The organism is Sorangiineae bacterium MSr12523 (assembly GCA_037157775.1).
Lineage (GTDB): Bacteria > Myxococcota_A > Polyangia > Polyangiales > Polyangiaceae > Pendulispora > Pendulispora brunnea.
In genome coordinates, this window is record CP089982.1 from 11,039,866 (window position 1) to 11,056,933 (window position 17,068).

A 17,068-nucleotide genomic window follows, 5' to 3' on the forward strand; every position below is an offset into this window, starting at 1 on the left:
TATCTTTAAGCTTCAATTAACGGCTGCGTCATCACGCAACACGTCAAAACATGCCGCGTCATTATCACAACCGCGCAACATCATCGGATGATTAGCGGGCTTCCAGTTGTGCCGCCCGCCATGACGCGGCGTTCTCCAACGAGGCGGCGGGGTGAAGGATCGCGGGGTCGAACGTGTCGAACGGTCGGCCTTGGGCGAGACGCGCGGGCCAATCCGGATTGGCGATGGCGGCCCGTCCGAGCGCGAGGATGTCGGCGTGTCCATCCTCGAGCGCGCGCGCGGCGCGGGTGCCGTCGTGCAAGCTGCCGTTGGCAATGACGGGGAGGTGCGTGGTTTCTCGCGCGAGCTGCGTGAGCGTGCGTCCCTCGCGCAGGCTCGCGGAGAAGGCGAAGTCGCGGCCTTCGGCGGCGATGTGAAGGTACGACGCGCCGGCGTCGCGCAAGGCGGCGAAGATGAAGCGCGCTTCTTCGGCGCCTCCGGGCCACGTGTACGATTTGTCGTTCACCTTGGCCTCGGAGAGGCGCACGCCCACGACGAAGGCGGGACCGACGGCGCGGACGATGGCGCGCACGACGTCGGCGGTGAAGCGAACGCGATTCTCGACGGGGCCGCCATACGAGTCGGTGCGGGTGTTCGTGTACGTCGTCAAAAATTGGTCGAAGAGGTACCCATTGGCGGCGTGGATCTCGACGCCGTCGAACCCCGCCTCGCGTGCTCGAAGCGCAGCGCGCACGAAGGCCTCCGTGATATCGCGGAAGTCGTCTTCCACCATGGGGCGCGGCGTGGCGTAGGGCCCTTGGCCACCGTATTCGGGCATTTTCTCGCCCTTTGGCGTGATGGCCGAGGGGGCCACGCTCTGCGTGCGGTAACGATTGCCCTGCACGAGCGCGCCAGCGTGCATCAACTGGACGAAGATCTTCGCCCCTGCCGCGTGGACGTCGGCCACGATGGGGCGCCACGCATTGGCCTGCTCGTCGGTCGCGAGGCCAGGCTGGCGATCGTAGGCTTGGCTGTGGGCGAGATCGGGGTAGTTGCCTTCGGTGATGATCAGGCCAAATCCGCCTTTGGCGAAGTCCGCGTAGTAACGCCTCATCGCGTCGGTGGGGACGCCATCGCCGGCCGTGCTGACGCGGGTCATCGGCGCGACGGCGGCGCGGTTGCGCAACGAGAGGCCGGCGAGCGCGGACGTAAAAGGGGCAAGGGCTGCGTGCGTGTTCGACGAGAGCGACATGGTTTCCGTTCCTCCGATGCCTGAGAAGGTGACGCTCGGAGACGCGGTTTACAATCGCGCCTATTGTTGACGTAGTGTTCGCAAAATGGAAACAGTGTGAGGTATGGATCGGGTTCGGGCGCTCGCATGGTTTTGCAAGGTGGTGGAAGAGGAGAGCATCTCCCAAGCGGCGCGCACGTTGCGGGTCTCGAAGGCAGCGGTCAGCAAGGTGCTGTCGTCGCTGGAGGAGGAGCTCGGGGTCACTTTGCTTCACCGCACGACGCGGACGGTTCGGGCCACGGCGACGGGGAGGGTAGTGTACACGCACGCGCGCACGGTGCTGGAGCAAATGCGTGAGCTCGAGGCTGCGGCCAACGCGGAAAAGGCGGAGCCGAGCGGCACGTTGCGCATCACTGCGCCCGTCGCCTTCGGGCATTTGCATTTGCGCGCGCACATCGCGGCCTTCATCGCGAAGTACCCCTCCGTTCGCATCGAGTTGGTTCTCACCGACCGTTATATCCGTCTCGCCGAAGAGGGCTTCGACGTCGCCATCCGCGTAACCCGTTCCCTCGACGACGAAGACGTAGTCGCCATTCCTCTCGCCCGCACGCGCATGATCGCGTGCGCCTCCCCCGAGTACCTCTCCCGCGCCGGCAAACCGCGCAGCCCGCGCGATCTGCCGCGCCACACGTGCATCAGCTACTCCGCCCCGGGGGTGACCGGTCGCCTCCCCTGGCACTTCGACGACGAAGCCGTCCTGCTCGATCCTGCGATTCGCGTCGACAACAGCGTCCTCCTCTGCGACCTCGCCCGCGCAGGAACCGGAATCGCGTTTCTTCTCTCTTTCGTGTGCGCGTCGGATTTGAAGAGCGGAAACTTGATTTCTTTGTTCCCCAAAGCGAAGACCGAAGAGAGCACCGTCTTCGCGTTGTACCCGTCACCGGGCCATGCGACGGCGAAGATTCGGGCTTTCATGGAGTATCTGAAGAGTGCTTATGGGGGAATGGGAGAATGGGCATGAGGCTCATCGTGCACGTGTCGCGTGATCGTGATCGTGATCGTTCCTCGTGATCGTGATCGTTCCTCGTGATCGTGATCGTGATCGTGATCGTGATCGTGATCGTGATCGTGCACGCGCACGCGCTCGTGCACGAAGACTCGACCGGTCATCGGCACATCTTCGTCAGCATCGCCACGATACGTACGAGCAGGTGCTTGCATTGCCGAGCGTCCACCTCGCTGATGTAGCCTGCGACCAGACAGACGTCTATCAAGGCCGCGCATTCCATCGCTGAACCTCGTGCGATGGCATGGAATCGGGCACGGTCCGCGACCGTCGGCTTTCCTACACCCTCCGCTACGTTCAGCGGAATCGACATCGCTGCCGTTTTTAGCTGTGCCTTCAGCTCACTCTCGCCTCGCGGGAGGGCGGACATCAATTGAAACGCCAGACGAAGGAAGTCCAAGGCGAGGCGGTAGACGTCTAAATTCTCATGGTCGAGTCGCGGGAGGCTGTCTTCGTTCATGGCTACTCCATCGACCGCGGTACTCGGCCGGTTGCCTCTTCGTGCACGAGCGCGTGCGCGTGCACGAGCACGAGCACGTGAGACGATCACGATCACGATCACGATCACGTGGTCGTGGTCGTGGTCGTGATCGTTCCTCGTGCGCGTGATCGTGTTCGTGGTCGTGCTGCGTGTTCGTGCCCGATTCACAGCGCGACGACTTCATGCGATACAAAAGGGATGGCCATTGACTCGGGAAGACGCTTCGATGTCGTCGTGTTCGGGGCTACGGGATTTACGGGGAAGCTCGTGGCGGAATATTTGGCGAGGGGGGAAAGAGCGAAGCGGCTTCGGTGGGCGATTGCGGGGAGGGATAAGAAAAAGCTGGAGAACCTGAAGGCGGAATTGGTGCGCGTCGATCCGGCGCTGGGGGATGCGCTCGGGATACTCGTGGCCGATTCGTCGGATCGTGGATCGCTCGATGAGATGGCGCGGCAGACCAAGGTGGTGGCCACCACTGTGGGGCCCTATGTGACGTATGGGCGGGAGCTCGCGTCGGCGTGTGCCGAGAATGGGACACATTATGCGGATTTGACGGGGGAAGTTCCCTTCATTCGCGAGAGCATCGATCGGAACCATGCGCGCGCACGCGAAACGGGGGCGCGCATCGTCCATAGTGCGGGGTTCGACTCCATTCCGTCCGACATGGGCGTATTCATGCTGCACCAGCATTTCGCGGCGCAGGACCAAAAGCTTGCGCGCGCGTGGTTCTTCGTCGAGGCGCTCAAGGGTGCCATGAGCGGAGGCACCGTGGCGACCATGACCACGATCTTCGAAGGAGCCTCGCGTGACCGCAACATGAGACGCCTTCTCATGAATCCCTATGCGCTATCCGATGGAGAACGAGGACCGGATTCGGACCGCTACAAGATTCGCTTCGAATCACGCATTGGCAAATGGGTTTGCCCTTTTCTCATGAGCGCCATCAATACACGCAACGTCCATCGCTCGAATGCGCTACTCGGATATCCCTATGGACGCGATTTTCGATATTCGGAGGAGATGAGCACCGGCAGTGGCCCCGCCGGCTTTGCGCGGGCCACCGCCATCTCCGGGGGAATGGCCACCTTTGCCACCTTGGCGGCGACCAGCGTCGGGCGGCGCGTGATCAAACCGTTTCAGCCCTCCCCCGGGGAAGGCCCCTCCGCGGACGCCAGGGAGGCGGGCTTCTTCAAGATTCGCATCATCGGCGAAAGCGAAGCGCGCTCGGGCGAGACGCCCGTCCGGGCCGATGCGGAGATCCATGGACATCGCGATCCTGGTTACGGCGAAACCGCGTTGATGCTCGCCGAATCCGCCCTTTGCCTGGCGCTGGACCCCTTGGAATCCAAGGGCGGGGTACTCACCACCTCGGCGGCCATGGGAACGCATCTTTTGGAACGCCTGCGTGCGGCCGGAATGACATTTCGCGTCGCCCCGCGCTAAGGGATCCACCATGCGATGCACGACGCTGCTCACGTCCCTCTTGCTTTCGTGCGCCGTACTCGCCACGGCGTGCGCCTCCACTCCATCGGCGACCTCACCCGGAACGGTCACCTCATCACCGAGCACCGCATCGAAGAGGCTCATCGCCCGCGTGTGGCACGGCCGAACGGCGGCGAACAAGGCCGACGAATACGCACGCTACCTCGATGAGAACGGCGTGAAAAAGATCCTCGCCATCGAGGGCAATCGTGGATGCCAAATGTTTCGCCGCATCGACGGTGAAGTCGCCGAGTTTTTCGTCATTTCCTATTGGGAAAGCCGCGATGCCATCAAGAAATTCGCGGGCGCGGACATCGAAAAGACGCACAATCTGCCGCGCGATCCCGAGTTCCTCCTCGAGCTCGAACCGCAGGTGCGGCACTTCGACGTCATTGTCGGTCAATCGCCATAGCGGTATGCCACGGTCCCGAACGCGTGCAGCGTCTCGCCCGTGCGCCCCAACAGCGCGACATCGGACCAACACATGCGCGCATCCGCCGCACGAACCGTGGCGCGCGCGAGCAAACCATCGCTCGGCAACGGCGCCACGAAATGGGCACTCAGTGAAACCGTAGCCCCCGCCGCGCGTGCCGATGGCGTGGCCACCGTCCACGGCGACGTAGCCCCCGCCACATCGAGCAACGTCAGCGCAGCCCCCTCGTGGATGGCCCCCGTGCGATCCCGGTTCGCCTCCGGCGCACCCAACGTCATGTCCACCCGCCCCGGCCCGGCCGCGGCGATGCCCAGCTCCCGCGATGCGATGAACGGAATCGTGCGGAGCGCCGAACGAAACGCATCCAACAAATGCGGATTCCCCTCCCCGATCGGCGCCACGATGCCGCGCCCGCCCGTCTCGCCCGCAGCGGGCCCCAGCCGCACCACCGACGAAGCCCGCGCCGTGATCGCGCCGTCTTCGCCCGCGATTTCCGTCTCCAGAAAGACCAACTCGCGCACATGCCGCACCGCACGCGTCGTCGCGGTGAGCGAGCTTCGCGTCGAGCGCACGTACGCGACGTCCAGCGAAACGATGCTCGACGGCGCGTCGAAATCCCCCGCCACGGAACGCACCACCGCCTGCGACCCCATGGTCACCAACGAAGCAATCGCACCACCGTGCATGCCCACCTTACCCGAAGCCGAGGACCGCAGAGCACCGCCCGCACCGTGGCGATCATCGTGCGGAAAGAGAAGGCTCACCGATTCGGAATCGGCCGCCTGCACCTGCACGGCTAGCTCACGCCCAAAAGGGCTTTCACCAATCCACGTGGCAATCCGCTCGATCATTTAGCCACTATAAGTCGATAAGCGCTCCACGGTGCGAAATCCCATGCGTTCGAGAATCGGTGCCGATGACTCGGCCCGGGCGAGGCTCGTGGCCAAACGGAGGCCGCGTGCGCGTGCGTCGCGAAGCCGTGCCGCCACCAGCGCGCGGTACAAACCGTGGCGCCGAAAATCGGGCAGCACCACCGCACCAAGCAAATACGCGGAGTGTCCCAAATCCAGATAACCCGCGACGGCGGCAGGCCGGCCCTGGTAGCGCCCCAAGTAGAAGCGTTGCGACCTGTCGTTCTCCTGCATGATCCGCCGGTGAGCTTTCTCGAGCGGCCCCTCCTCCACGTTCCATCCGGTGGCCATCACCCGCGTGTATAGCTCGAGGGTCGAGTCATCCACCTCCTCGATGGTTACATCCCGCGGCATCGGCACATCCTCCGCCGGAAAGGGCACCTCGGGGCGCGGGGTCTCGAGGAACATCGCGCACGATGCGGAGCGGATCAGACCGGCGCGTTCCAAACGCGCGCCCAGATCGGCCGGCCGCGACCGCGCGCCCACCAGCCAACGAAACTTGACGCCGAGACGCCGGTACTCGCCCACGGTCGCTTCGATGATGGAGTCGACCTCGTTCTCGGGAAGCTCCGAGCACACCACCTCGTTGAAGCCTCCCTGACGAAACGACGGCGTAATGAGCTGAAACCAGCCGGGTCGCTCGATCCGGCGCATGTCCGGCAGTTGCACGAGCGCCCGGCGTGGACCTTCGACAATCTCGCGCAGCAGCACATCCTCCGATCCGCCAGCCATGCGAGCAGCGTATCATGCAGGGAAAATGTCTCTTTCCGGCCACTACTGGACCATCGCCCCGTTCGTTTCGCACGTTGCCCGACGCCCCCGTCCCGTAGCGGCGGGTGCGTTGACCGCCGTCGAACCATGGAGCGCCGTCGTCGCGAACGATGCGTTCGGCGACATCCGTCTGCTTGGCGAGCTTCGCCGCGCTTCCCATCGCTCGCCGCGTCCTCGGGCGCTCCTGGTGGTGATTCATGGCTTGGGCGGCAGCAGCGAGAGCCACTACATCCGCCCCGCCACGCGCGCCGCGCAGGATCTGGACATCGCGTGCCTATGCCTGAATCTGCGCGGGGTGGGCGGAGGCGCCGCCGAGGACTTCTACCACGCCGGACTCTGGCAAGACGTGGACGCCGCCCTGGCCAACGGCACACTTGCAGAATACACGGACATCTACATGTTCGGCTATTCGATGGGCGGCCACGTCGGCCTTCGCTACGCCACCGAGAAACTCGACCCTCGCGTGCGCGCCGTGGCGGCGGTCTGCTCACCGCTCGATCTGGATCGCTCGGCATCGGCCATCGACCGGCCGGCGCGCTGGATCTACCGCCAGCACGTGTTGCGCGGGCTCAAGCGCATGGTCGCTCCGGTGGTGCGCCGCAAGAAGATTCCCATTTCGATCACGGAGATGCTCAGCATCTCCACCCTGCGCACATGGGACCGGCGCATCGTGGCGCCGCACCATGGATTCGACAGCGCGGAGGACTACTACGCCAAGGCGAGCGTGGCATCGCGCCTCGCGCACTTGCAACGCCCCGCACTGCTCGTGGCCGCGCCCGCCGATCCCATGGTGGAGTCCAACACCGTGCGGCCGGCGCTCGAACATGCGCCGGCGCTGCTCGATGTTCGGTGGGCCAGCCGCGGAGGCCACGTCGGCTTTCCGCGTTCGCTCGATCTCGGGGAGCGCGGGCCGTTGGGGCTCGAGCACCAGGTGCTTGCGTGGCTCTTACGCCAAGGCCCGTGATCGCGATTCAGCTTACTTAGACGGTGAAATCCCCGGTGAACGCATCGGGGCTCGACGCGAGCAGCACGTAGCAGTACCGAGCGCGGGATGGATGCGCGCAATGCTCGATGGCGTTCGCGAAGGCCTCGATGAGGGCAATGCCGCCCACGGGCCGAGGTGAACTCTCACTCCGGGTAGCCGCGCCCCGCAAGGCGTACGCGCGCTGCGCGGCGCGCTCCCAATCGGGCTTCCAGCCTTCCGCCTGATCGAGGTTGTCGGCCGTCGTGCATTCGATGCAATCGAAGCAGTTCATCCCGTAGTCGCGTTGCTGATCCTCGAAGTCTTGCGGGCTGCAGGCAATGGCATCCACCGTGCGGGCACCGCATCGGAAGAAGACATAAAGCCGGGCAGGTTCGAGGTTGGGCAGCTCATCTCCGTCCGAATCCGCGACGGAGTAGGCTTTTTTTAGATTGTTGGAGGTTGCAATCATTCGACTTTCTCCAGGTCGAGTACCTCCCAACAAGATGCATGACGATGGCTGGCGGCGGCAAGTCGCCCGCGCATTGCGCAGTTCGAAATGTCGCCGCGCATACGGCAATTTCCAATGGCATCATGCCGAGCCGCCATTCCGCCGCGTATTCCCAACATCGAACATCACGGCGTCGTTCGGGATGACATCGCACTTCAATCTACCGAACGATGCCCCGTTCTCCGTTCATTCGGTGGTCAGGCGCGAAATTTCCAAATCGAGTGACCGCTAGCCGACATTCACCGGATCGGCGGCCCACACACCGTGCAGCGTACAGTGCTCGTGCGCGGTCACCGACTTCACGCCCTGGGGCAGACGGAAATTGACCTTCGGCGGCGCGGGATCCAGCGGCCGGAACTCGCGCAAGCCGACCACCTCGCCGTTCTCGTTCTTGAGGTAAATCGTCGTCACGTAGTGCAGGCCCTGCTCGCCGCCGTCGATGTCCAAACCGGCGTCGATCACGCCGGAATCGCGGTCGCCGGCATCCTTGTCGATGCCCGCATCACGACGGCCCCCATCGCGACGTCCACCGCCCCCTCGGCCGGCGTCCTCCTCGATGTCCGCATCCAGATCGACGCCTGCGTCCTCGTCGATATCCGCATCGAAGCCGCCGCCTGCATCGAAGCGACCGCCCGCATCGTAGCCACCGCCCGTGCCCGCATCCAAAGGCGGAATGGACATCATGTGCTCGACCAAAACGGTCACGACATTGTCCTGGACCTCGACCTGCGGGACGTGGCTGCGTTCCTTGCCCGCCCATTTGCCGGGCGCGGCGGCCGTATAGACCGGCCCGAGCGACTCGAGCTCACGCACGAGCGCTTCCCATTTTGCCCTGCGCTCGGCAGAGAATTCCTCGCCATCGACGGCGGGCCCCGCATTGCCGCCGGGAATGTACTCGTCACCGTCGGTGTAGTCGCCACCTAGGGATGACGATTTGGTCGAGCATGCCGCAAGAAACCGGGCAATTCCCAGTGCTCCAAGTCCAAGGCCAACGCTGCCCCCGAAAAAGGCGCGGCGCGTGAGTGTAGGTTCGGTAGGACGTGCCATGGCGGGCAACTAGTTCATGGCCCATGCCACGACCGACGAATCGTCTCGCAGGCGCCCAAACGCCTTGTAACAACCGTGGCACCGGCATTAGAGGTAGCACACAGCGGCACATGACCCCCGGGGACTGGCAGCCCCCCCGAGGGGATATCGATCCATGAGACACGCACGGCCCTTACCCATCATCTCATACCGTTGTTACATGGGCCCTCGGCCGTCTAGATTCGCGCGGAAAAGTCGCGCACGATGAGCAATATGGTGTCCGGCACCGGGCAAAAAGGGCAGATGAAGCGACTGGTATTTGCCCTTGCTTGGCAGGGAAGCTCGGAGCCGGTGGGTGAACGATTCGGCGAGCTCACGACGTGGCTGAGTGAGCAGACCGGTTTTGCCATCACCCCGCGCATGTCGCTCTCGTACGTCGAGTTGGAACGAATGGTTCGCACTGGGCAAGCGCACCTTGCTTGGCTGCCGCCGCTCGTCTACCTGCGGCTCGAGCGCGAGAAGCAGGTCGCGCATCTGGTCAAGAGCGAACGCGCCGGCCACGCCAGCTTTCACGCGGCCATGATCGTGCGCGCCGACTCGCCGATTCGCTCGCTCGAGATGCTGCGCGGTTCGCGCGCGGCCTGGGTCGACCGCTGGAGTGCCTCCGGCTATGTCATTCCGCGCGCGACCTTGGCCGCCAAAGGCTTCTCCCCGCGCGATCTCTTCCGCGAGGAGCGCTTCTACGGCTCGCACGAGGCCGTGGTCGGGGCGGTGCTTTCGGGGCGCGCCAACATCGGCGGTACCTATGCGCAGCTCACCGAGCAAGGCCGGCTGCTACGCGGCGCCTGGACTCCGATTCGCGGTGGGGAAGCCGGTATTCGCGTGCTCATGACCGTCGGGGCGATCCCCGGCGACGTCGTCGCAGCCCACGCCTCCTTGGACGACACGGAGCGCGACAAGCTCACGCAGGCGCTCCTTGCCATGCCCAAGGACGCGCACATGGGTAAGATCATGCGCCGCATCTTCGGCGCCGAAGGGTTCCAGGACGGTCCACTCACGGGTTACGAAGTCTTACGGGGGGCCATCGAGGACGAATCGAAATGAAAACGATCGCGTGCGGGTTGGCTTTGACTCTCGCTCTGGTGGGTGCCTGCGGAGGTGCTTCTTCGCCGCCTCCCTCGTCGTCACCTTCGCAAACCTCCGCCGCGAACACGCCAACGCCGCCCGCTCCAGCGCCTGCGGAGCCCGCACCTGCGCCCGCAGCAACCGGAGCAGCCGTCGCGCCCGAGGAGAAACCCGATCCGCATGCGAAGATCGTCGACGCCATCCGCAAGGATGCCATCGCGTGTTACTCGGCCGGCAAGAAGTCCAACCCCACGATGAACGAAGGCCACGTCGTTCTCAACGTGGCCGCGCGCGACGGCCGCGCATCGTGCGTGATTCCCAGTGAAGGCGCCGGCCTCTCGAGCGAGGTCGAAGCCTGCCTCGCGACCCGCCTCTCCCGCGAACCGATGCCCGCAGGAGAAACGCGTTTGGCCATTCCCCTGGAGCTCAAAGACGGCGCCATCGAGCTATCCAAAGAGCAACCGCGCTCCGGCGCCGCGGGCATCGAGAGCCTCGAGACCCACGGCGTGGACCGCGCGGGCATCGTGGTGATGAAGCTCATGGAGCAAATCAACGAGTGCGTCCTCGACGGCATGGCCAAAAAGCCGGGCCTGGTGGGCTTCTTCTACGTCCACGCGAAAATCGACCCGCGCGGAAACGTGGCCTGCGCCATCGCCAATCGCGGCAATGACATTCCCGAGGACATTCTGACCTGCGCCACCGACAAAGTTTCCAAATGGCATTTCCCCAAACCGAAACACGGTTCGGGCAGTGTAACCATTCCAATCAAAGTCGGAAAAAAGCTCTAACCGCCGAAACGGCAGTCGCAGCGTTTCGACAGAGAGAGTTCACAGGGAGGCGGGGAGGCGGGGAGTTTTTTTTGTTGGGACCCGATGTCTCACGTTGGACGACGTGGATCTCCATGAACAACCAAATCTCCCCGCCTCCCCGTCTCCCTGTGAATCTCTTCTTCAGCCTTCGATGGACGCGAAATATTTGATGACGAAGGGCTCGGCGAGCCGCTGTTCGAGTGTCGAGGCGAAGCGCTGGAAGTGCGGCGTCTCGAAGTGCGCATTCAGCGCGGCGCGGTCCTTCCACTCCTCGACGACGGCAACGCGGTGCGGATTTTTGCCTTCCACGTACGGCTGATAGGAAATGCAGCCCGGCTCGGCAATCGAGGCTTCCTGCAGCGCGACCAGCTCGTCCAGCAGCTTTTTCTCCTGCCCCGGCTTGGCATGCAAATAAGCAATGACGGTCAGCGTATTGGACATGGCATTCCTCCGTGAATCAGCGCAGCGTATACCGAAGCGCCGACTCCAAGGTACTGAATGACGAGAGCTCCGCCAGATCGAGCTCGAGCCCCACGATGGTTTGGGCCATGTCCGGTGAAATGCCCGAAATTACGCAGCGGGTGCCCAAAAGACGCGCTGCCCGCACCACCTTGAGCAAGTGATCGGCTGCGCTCGTATCCATCGCATCGACACCGGTGAGATCCAAAATCGTAAAGCGCGCCTGCGTCTTCACGATGGCGTCGAGCAAGCTCTCCATCATTTGATTGGCGCGGACATTGTCGACCAATCCAATCACCGGAAGGGCCAACACCCCCTCCCAGAGCTGCAAAATCGGTGTGGACATGGCCCGGATCGAATCCTCCTGACGGCGGATGATCTCGAGTTTGTCCAACAGCGTTTGCTCGGCTTGCTTCCGATCGTGGATCTCTCGTTTGAGCCGTTCCTCGGCCTGTTTGCGCTCGTGGACCTCTTGCTTCAGCCGGTCGAGCGCCGCGTCCAGATCGGCACGCGTGGCCTTGTCGGCCGAGATCAGCGCCTCCAGCTGCCCTTCCACCGTGCGATCCGAAGGGCGCGCCACGAATTCGTCCCACGCATCGCCCTGCGTGGTGAACGCCGTCTGGTCGGCCCAACAATTCTCGCCGAAAAGGCGCTTTGCGTACGCGGCGAAGCGGCCGGCCAGGGAGCTCGAGCCCCAGGAGACTCCAAGCGCGCGCTGGTAGACGCTCTCCCAACTGTTCCTCGCGCGAAAGCGCAGCTCCTTCTTTTCGCGGTCGAGTGCGACGAGCTCCCAATGCCCGAGCCCCAAAAGAGGCGCGACGCTGCAGATGGCGCGCAATCCCTCTTCGAAGCTCGATGCGCGATCCATGAATTGGGACCACTCGGCCTCCGCCGTGGCCTCTCCCGATCCATACAGCGCGAGGTTCAAGCGATCCGTGCCGACCATCCTGTGGATGGCCGACATGAACCGAGCCATCGTCGTCTCGGTCCAGAGGGACATGACGGGATGGCCCGATGCAAGCACGCGTCCCCCATCCATGTCCCATTCGAAGCGCAGACCGCCGACGGAGATCGCGGGATGGCCGTTGTCGTTCATGGACGCGATGGCCTTCCTGGCCCTCGCCCGCCGGCCGCGAGATCGGCCAGCGACACAGGCTCCTCGATGTCGCGGCGGCGGGCCAGGGCTCGCACGTCGAGATCGTCGTCGGGGCGCTGCAGGGTGACCTTCACGCCGAGCATTTCCAACGCGACCTCCGCGCTGGGTGCCGTGCGCATGGTGCGCAAACGCACGCCCATGGTTTCCAACGTCTGCGCCGTCTGCGCGCTCATGCCCGAGATGACCGTGGGCGTGCCCATCAACTTGGCCGCCGACGCCAGCTTCGACAAAACGAAGCAAAGGTGGCTATCCAAGGTGAAGACACCGGTGATGTCCAGCACGAGGCCTTCGGAGCGCTGGCGGTGGATGATGTCGAGAATCTCCGACGTGGCCCGCTCGGCGGTCTCGTCTCCGATATCCCCTTGAAGGGTGACGAGGAGTCGATTCCAAACTTTCAAAATCGGAATTCCGCTCGGCGTGGCAGGCATGGCTCTCTCTCGTTGTTCCCGTTTTTAGGCCGATTTTGGCTCCGCGTCGACGACGACCACGGTGGCATCGTCGTGCCCGAGGCCATGGCGCATCATGATTTCACTGCAGGTTCGCTCGGGCGATAAGCCTTGGAAGTCCGTCAGCGCGTAGTGCGGGGCCACACCGTCCGACGTGAGGACGATGCGATCCGCACGCTGGAGCTTCGAGGTGAACGAGCGCACCCGGCGCAGCCGTGCACCGAGCACCCCCTCCCCGAGCACTGCAGGCACGCGCGTGGGACCGCAGCGGAAGAAGACGTGCCCCACGCCGCAACCCTCGAGGTCATCGTCTTTCAGAAGGCACAAAATGGCCGCGGCCCCCCGGGTGCCGGCGAGGCCCTGGTGTAGGTCGAGCATCACGGACTCGATGCCGCCGTCGAGCGGCGCCTGCTCGAGGTGGCGCGTGGCGATGTCGGCCACTCGCGCAGCAGCGCTACCGTGTCCAAGCGCATCGACGATGCCCACCAGGGTGACCCGATCCGTATGGCGCACGACGGGGCAGTCACCGTTTTGCGTTTCCCCGATACGGGGACGGGTGAGCGTGCCGATGCTCCACTTCACAAGGTCACCTCGACCGAGATCTTGGTGCCGGCCGCCGAGGTCTGAACGTCGAAGCCATCCGACAGACGCTTCACGCCGGTGATGCCCTTGCCCAATCCCGTCCGGCTTCGGTACCGGCCCGAGAGGATTTCTTCCAAATTGGGAATTCCAGAGCCACGGTCCGTTGCGAAAATCTTAATCTTCGGCCGCGGCACCCGCTCGCTGACCATCTCGATCTGCCCGCCCGGGGTGTAGTTCACGATGTTGCGCGCCAGCTCGCTCACGATGGTGACGACACGTTCCGTCGCCACCGGACGGGCGCGCATCCGCTCGCAGAGCAACCGTGCATGACCACGCGCCTCGGCGATGTCACGTTCCTGTGCGATGGCCACCAAGGTTGGCGTGTTGGGATGGTGCTCTGCAGCCAGTGCATCGAGCTCCGCCCATACCTTCTCCTGGAGCGATGGCTCGACGAACAACTTGATGCCCACCTCGAGCTTCGGATACAGCCCCATGAGGCTCGAGCCGTTGAGCGTCTCGGGCGTGAGTTTGCACTCCCGCAGCGCGCGCGACAAAACGCCTTGCGCCATGATGGGGGAGATGTAGCGAGTGAGAATCGCCACAACTCGATCGTGAATAGTCGGTGAAGGGGGCTCGCGCACAACCATGTCCCGGAATGGAAACGGTGCTCAAATCATGAGCACCCGTCCCTCCCGCCGACCGATAAGGGCAACCCGTCCAAGCCTTCAGTCTATGTATCACCACTTCACCGAATCAACTCTTCCTTTTTCGTCACGTTCTCCTTCGCATTTCGGAACGCCTTTCCTGGTGTAGTGTGCGCATTTCTGCTTGCATGTCGCTTCTGTAAGCTCACATGCTCGAATCTCGGTTTTCACCCATCTTCCCGGCCTCGCTTGGACTCTTTTTGATCGTTGGCGCGGTGGCGTGCTCGAAAGGTCCCGATGGCGCCAACCAAGACGGACCCGGAACATCGGAGGACCTCGATGGCGACGGCGTCGTCAACGCGCGCGACAACTGTCCCGGCGTTCGCAATGCCGACCAGGCGGATCGCGATCTCGATCGGATTGGTGACGCCTGCGACTGCGATCCCGGCGATGCGCAGCTGGCCAGCTACCGCATGGCAGCGGGGCCCGAGAATTTTTCGCCACCCGCGGGATTCGTGCGCGAACACTGGACGCTGTCCGATGGCGCGCTGCTGCAATCACGACTCGCGGCCGGCGCAAGCGACGTGGCGTTCTTGAAGGGCGGGCCGATGAGTGAGGTTTGGGCGCGCGTGACCTCCGCCTCGACGGAGATTGACAATTTTGGCGGGAAGAATTTGCGCCAAATTTTTCTTCTCTTCGGCGCCTCCGTCGACGCCTCGCCCGGCCACGCGTTCGAGGCGGAAGGATGCGGCATCGAGGTGGACAGCGCGCAGAATCCGCAGACGCAACTTTCCGTCCTTCGATTCGGTGGGTCGGCAGACGCCATCACCATCACGCCACTGGCCCGTGTGTCCCGTGCACCGGTGAACGTCAAAGAAGTATTTCAATTGGAAATGAACGTGCGCGCCGGCGCGATCGCTTGCAGCCTCACGTTCGGCGACGGCGGAACGGTCAGCGTTTCCGCGACCGGATTGAGCGCCGTGCAGGGCTCGGTCGGCCTTCTCACCCGCGAGACGAAGGCGCGGTTCACCGAACTGCGCGTCTGCCGCTACGACCAGTGATCCGGTCGTAGATGAAAACTCGGTTGCGAAACGTCACTGCGGCCCCCAGGCATCTCAACTGATGTCTCCCCGCCGCAGTACGAAACGCGTTATGGAGGATAAAGGCTCAATTCGGATAAAGCGCGACCACGTCCTTCGGGGGTCGCTCAATCGCTTTCACCGGGCTCGTGAGGACTTCCTCCTCGGGCTCGGGTTCACCTGAAATGAAGCATATCTGTTCGCCCACGTGCGGATCACCCGGCTCGGATATGGACGCGATGCCGCCGACTTCGGTGAATCGAATGCCGGAGCTTACGCGTTTTCCTACGGCCATGTGATCAGGGAGGAACCGTCGCGTGCGCAGGTCACGCACAGCCACACAAACGCCGTCTCGGCAGTGGTATTCGCTGTTGTGTGTGACGAAGACGCGATGGCGACGCCTTTCGAGGCCGCTAAATTTTTCGTATCTGTCCGGCTGACTCAACATGCTCACCTCCGTTCTCCCCGGCTGTTCCAGCCGCCCTTCGCGCCGAGATGAAGCAGATATCGATCCACGCGCATCGGCTACACGACTACATGGGAACGCCAAGGAAAATGGCGTAGAGCCCGTGACGATGTGCCGCAGTGGGGCATCGGATGCGCGCGGTCAGCGCAACGCTACTCTGATTTCGCCCGGATTAATTCCGGCTCGCGCAGCGCATCGCGCAGGCGAGATCGCCATTGCAATGGCAGGGATCGTTCGACGGCGCCGGCGCCTCGGTGGGCGCCTGCGCAGCCTTCGACCGGCGTGAGCCGTGGCGATGCTTGCGGCTCTTCGACTTCACCGCCTTGGTCACCGTCGCTTCGGACGCGGCGGCCGTTACCTCCGCAGCGGGCGGGGGCGCAGGCACCAAGCTATCGAGCTTGGGCTCCTCTTCGTTCGGCGCGGGCGCTGCGGGTGGCGAAGACTGCATGGCGGCCGCTTGCGCCGCAGCGAGGCGGCTCGCGTCCTTGGTGGCAGCCCACTTCAACGCGGAGCGCATGCCGAACGCGACGCCCACGAGTAGGAAAAGGCCCAATACGGCAAACACGACGACGCGCCCGGTTCGTGGTGCAGGCTTCGGAACGTCGCGGGTGACCGCAAGCGGTGGTTCGCTCGAGCTCACGGGCTTGACCAGCTGCACCGAGAGCTTCGAGCCGCTCGGCATGAGCCGATGCAGATCGATGAGGCCCGAGTGATCGCACTCGCCGTCGATCGCAGGAACCGCGGCGAGCTCCTTTTCGGAGCGCGGACCGATGGTCACGACCTGCGAGCGCTCTTTCTCGGCCAGCGCAGCCAGCGAGAACAGGATGGAGGTCGAGTTGCGCGCCCCCGTGGACGGATTCGATTCGGGCGCCGGAGGCACCGCGGGCATGCTTCCCGACGGCTTGCTCGCGGGCGGCGTGCTCGCAGGGGCCGCGGCCTCGGCGGGCTTCGCACCGGCATTGCCGAACATCGGCATCGTCGTCTTGCTGCTGAACTGCGCGGCCGGCGGCGGCGACTCCACCGGGCCAGACTCCCTGGGACTGGAGGCCTCTCCGTAACTCGGGGTCATCCGCTGCGCGAGCGCGCGAAGCTCGCTCACGTCCTCCATCGGCGCAGTGTTCTCGAAGGACATACGCCCCATACGCGACGTGTCCTCGGAAATGCGCTCCGCGGAGGTGCGCACCTCGGCCGGACTCGGACTGGAGGCGGGCGGACTCTCCTCGCTCGATGTCGTCTCCGTTTCGGCGGATTCGCCCGACACGAGCAACGATTCACCGCACACGCGGCATCGAATGCGCGCCGTTCGACCGCGCATCTTCTCATCCCGGATCGAATACTTTTGCCGGCAATTAGGGCATCGGATGATCATGGTGGTCCCAGGTAAGACCCGGGTGCAAAAACCATGTCCGGGGGTGCCAGGTGACCGAACCAGGGAAATCCCCGAGGATTT

The 17,068-nt window shown here is 64.0% G+C and carries 20 protein-coding genes; 7 read left to right on the forward strand and 13 right to left on the reverse strand.

Annotated elements, in window-relative coordinates; all coding sequences use genetic code 11:
* Positions 1-91 precede the first annotated feature (91 nt).
* The gene (locus LZC95_43605; protein ID WXA93328.1) at positions 92-1,231 is read right to left on the reverse strand and encodes an NADH:flavin oxidoreductase; all 1,140 of its coding nucleotides are present in this window, start codon (positions 1,229-1,231) and stop codon (positions 92-94) included.
* 103 nt (positions 1,232-1,334) lie between these two features.
* Here LZC95_43605 and LZC95_43610 point away from each other — a divergent pair, with 103 nt between their 5' ends.
* Positions 1,335-2,231, forward strand: coding sequence for a LysR family transcriptional regulator (locus LZC95_43610; GenBank protein WXA93329.1), 897 nt, complete (start codon positions 1,335-1,337; stop codon positions 2,229-2,231).
* A gap of 145 nt (positions 2,232-2,376) precedes the next feature.
* Here the strand turns inward: LZC95_43610 and LZC95_43615 are convergent, their stop codons facing one another.
* Positions 2,377-2,736, reverse strand: coding sequence for a four helix bundle protein (locus LZC95_43615; protein WXA93330.1), 360 nt, complete (start codon positions 2,734-2,736; stop codon positions 2,377-2,379).
* A gap of 219 nt (positions 2,737-2,955) precedes the next feature.
* Between LZC95_43615 and LZC95_43620 the strand changes: the two genes are divergently transcribed.
* On the forward strand, positions 2,956-4,200 hold the full coding sequence (locus LZC95_43620) for a saccharopine dehydrogenase NADP-binding domain-containing protein (GenBank protein WXA93331.1): 1,245 nt from the start codon (positions 2,956-2,958) through the stop codon (positions 4,198-4,200).
* A gap of 10 nt (positions 4,201-4,210) precedes the next feature.
* Positions 4,211-4,651 carry an antibiotic biosynthesis monooxygenase gene (locus tag LZC95_43625; GenBank protein ID WXA93332.1) on the forward strand — a complete coding sequence of 147 codons (441 nt, stop codon included), beginning with the start codon at positions 4,211-4,213 and terminating at the stop codon, positions 4,649-4,651.
* Here the strand turns inward: LZC95_43625 and LZC95_43630 are convergent.
* Both LZC95_43630 and LZC95_43635 read right to left on the reverse strand, forming a co-directional pair.
* Entirely contained in the window at positions 4,639-5,523 is an 885-nt protein-coding gene (locus tag LZC95_43630; GenBank protein ID WXA93333.1) for a PaaI family thioesterase, read from the reverse strand. The genes LZC95_43625 and LZC95_43630 overlap by 13 nt on opposite strands.
* Positions 5,524-6,315, reverse strand: coding sequence for a GNAT family N-acetyltransferase (locus tag LZC95_43635; protein ID WXA93334.1), 792 nt, complete (start codon positions 6,313-6,315; stop codon positions 5,524-5,526).
* Positions 6,316-6,340: 25 nt separating this feature from the next.
* Between LZC95_43635 and LZC95_43640 the strand changes: the two genes are divergently transcribed.
* On the forward strand, positions 6,341-7,318 hold the full coding sequence (locus LZC95_43640) for an alpha/beta fold hydrolase (protein ID WXA93335.1): 978 nt from the start codon (positions 6,341-6,343) through the stop codon (positions 7,316-7,318).
* A gap of 16 nt (positions 7,319-7,334) precedes the next feature.
* Here the strand turns inward: LZC95_43640 and LZC95_43645 are convergent, their stop codons facing one another.
* Together LZC95_43645 and LZC95_43650 are read right to left on the reverse strand one after the other, a co-directional pair.
* Positions 7,335-7,787: a hypothetical protein gene (locus LZC95_43645; protein WXA93336.1), complete on the reverse strand. Its 453-nt coding sequence runs from the start codon at positions 7,785-7,787 to the stop codon at positions 7,335-7,337.
* 267 nt (positions 7,788-8,054) lie between these two features.
* The gene (locus LZC95_43650; protein WXA93337.1) at positions 8,055-8,873 is read right to left on the reverse strand and encodes a hypothetical protein; all 819 of its coding nucleotides are present in this window, start codon (positions 8,871-8,873) and stop codon (positions 8,055-8,057) included.
* A 243-nt stretch (positions 8,874-9,116) separates the two neighbouring features.
* Here LZC95_43650 and LZC95_43655 point away from each other — a divergent pair, with 243 nt between their 5' ends.
* Both LZC95_43655 and LZC95_43660 read left to right on the forward strand, forming a co-directional pair.
* Entirely contained in the window at positions 9,117-9,956 is an 840-nt protein-coding gene (locus tag LZC95_43655) for a phosphate/phosphite/phosphonate ABC transporter substrate-binding protein (protein WXA93338.1), read from the forward strand.
* Entirely contained in the window at positions 9,953-10,765 is an 813-nt protein-coding gene (locus tag LZC95_43660; protein ID WXA93339.1) for a hypothetical protein, read from the forward strand. Before LZC95_43655 ends, LZC95_43660 begins: the two co-directional genes overlap by 4 nt.
* A 162-nt stretch (positions 10,766-10,927) precedes the next feature.
* Here LZC95_43660 and LZC95_43665 read toward each other — a convergent pair whose 3' ends face one another.
* From LZC95_43665 to LZC95_43685, 5 genes are read right to left on the reverse strand one after another with little or no spacing between them, the layout of a single operon-like run.
* Entirely contained in the window at positions 10,928-11,227 is a 300-nt protein-coding gene (locus tag LZC95_43665) for an antibiotic biosynthesis monooxygenase (GenBank protein WXA93340.1), read from the reverse strand.
* 16 nt (positions 11,228-11,243) lie between these two features.
* On the reverse strand, positions 11,244-12,341 hold the full coding sequence (locus tag LZC95_43670) for an STAS domain-containing protein (protein ID WXA93341.1): 1,098 nt from the start codon (positions 12,339-12,341) through the stop codon (positions 11,244-11,246).
* Positions 12,338-12,829, reverse strand: a complete 492-nt coding sequence (locus tag LZC95_43675; protein WXA93342.1) for an STAS domain-containing protein — start codon at positions 12,827-12,829, stop codon at positions 12,338-12,340. The genes LZC95_43670 and LZC95_43675 overlap by 4 nt, the downstream gene beginning before the upstream one ends.
* Before the next feature lie 24 nt (positions 12,830-12,853).
* The gene (locus LZC95_43680) at positions 12,854-13,429 is read right to left on the reverse strand and encodes a serine/threonine-protein phosphatase (GenBank protein WXA93343.1); all 576 of its coding nucleotides are present in this window, start codon (positions 13,427-13,429) and stop codon (positions 12,854-12,856) included.
* Entirely contained in the window at positions 13,426-13,998 is a 573-nt protein-coding gene (locus LZC95_43685; GenBank protein ID WXA93344.1) for an ATP-binding protein, read from the reverse strand. The genes LZC95_43680 and LZC95_43685 overlap by 4 nt, the downstream gene beginning before the upstream one ends.
* 284 nt (positions 13,999-14,282) lie before the next feature.
* On the opposite strand from LZC95_43685, the gene LZC95_43690 reads away from it, so the two are divergent.
* Positions 14,283-15,134, forward strand: coding sequence for a thrombospondin type 3 repeat-containing protein (locus LZC95_43690; protein ID WXA93345.1), 852 nt, complete (start codon positions 14,283-14,285; stop codon positions 15,132-15,134).
* Positions 15,135-15,240: 106 nt separating this feature from the next.
* Here LZC95_43690 and LZC95_43695 read toward each other — a convergent pair whose 3' ends face one another.
* Positions 15,241-15,447 (reverse strand): hypothetical protein, encoded by a 207-nt coding sequence (locus LZC95_43695; protein WXA93346.1) that lies wholly within the window; start codon positions 15,445-15,447, stop codon positions 15,241-15,243.
* A gap of 343 nt (positions 15,448-15,790) precedes the next feature.
* Positions 15,791-16,933, reverse strand: a complete 1,143-nt coding sequence (locus LZC95_43700) for a hypothetical protein (GenBank protein WXA93347.1) — start codon at positions 16,931-16,933, stop codon at positions 15,791-15,793.
* Positions 16,934-17,068: the final 135 nt, after the last annotated feature.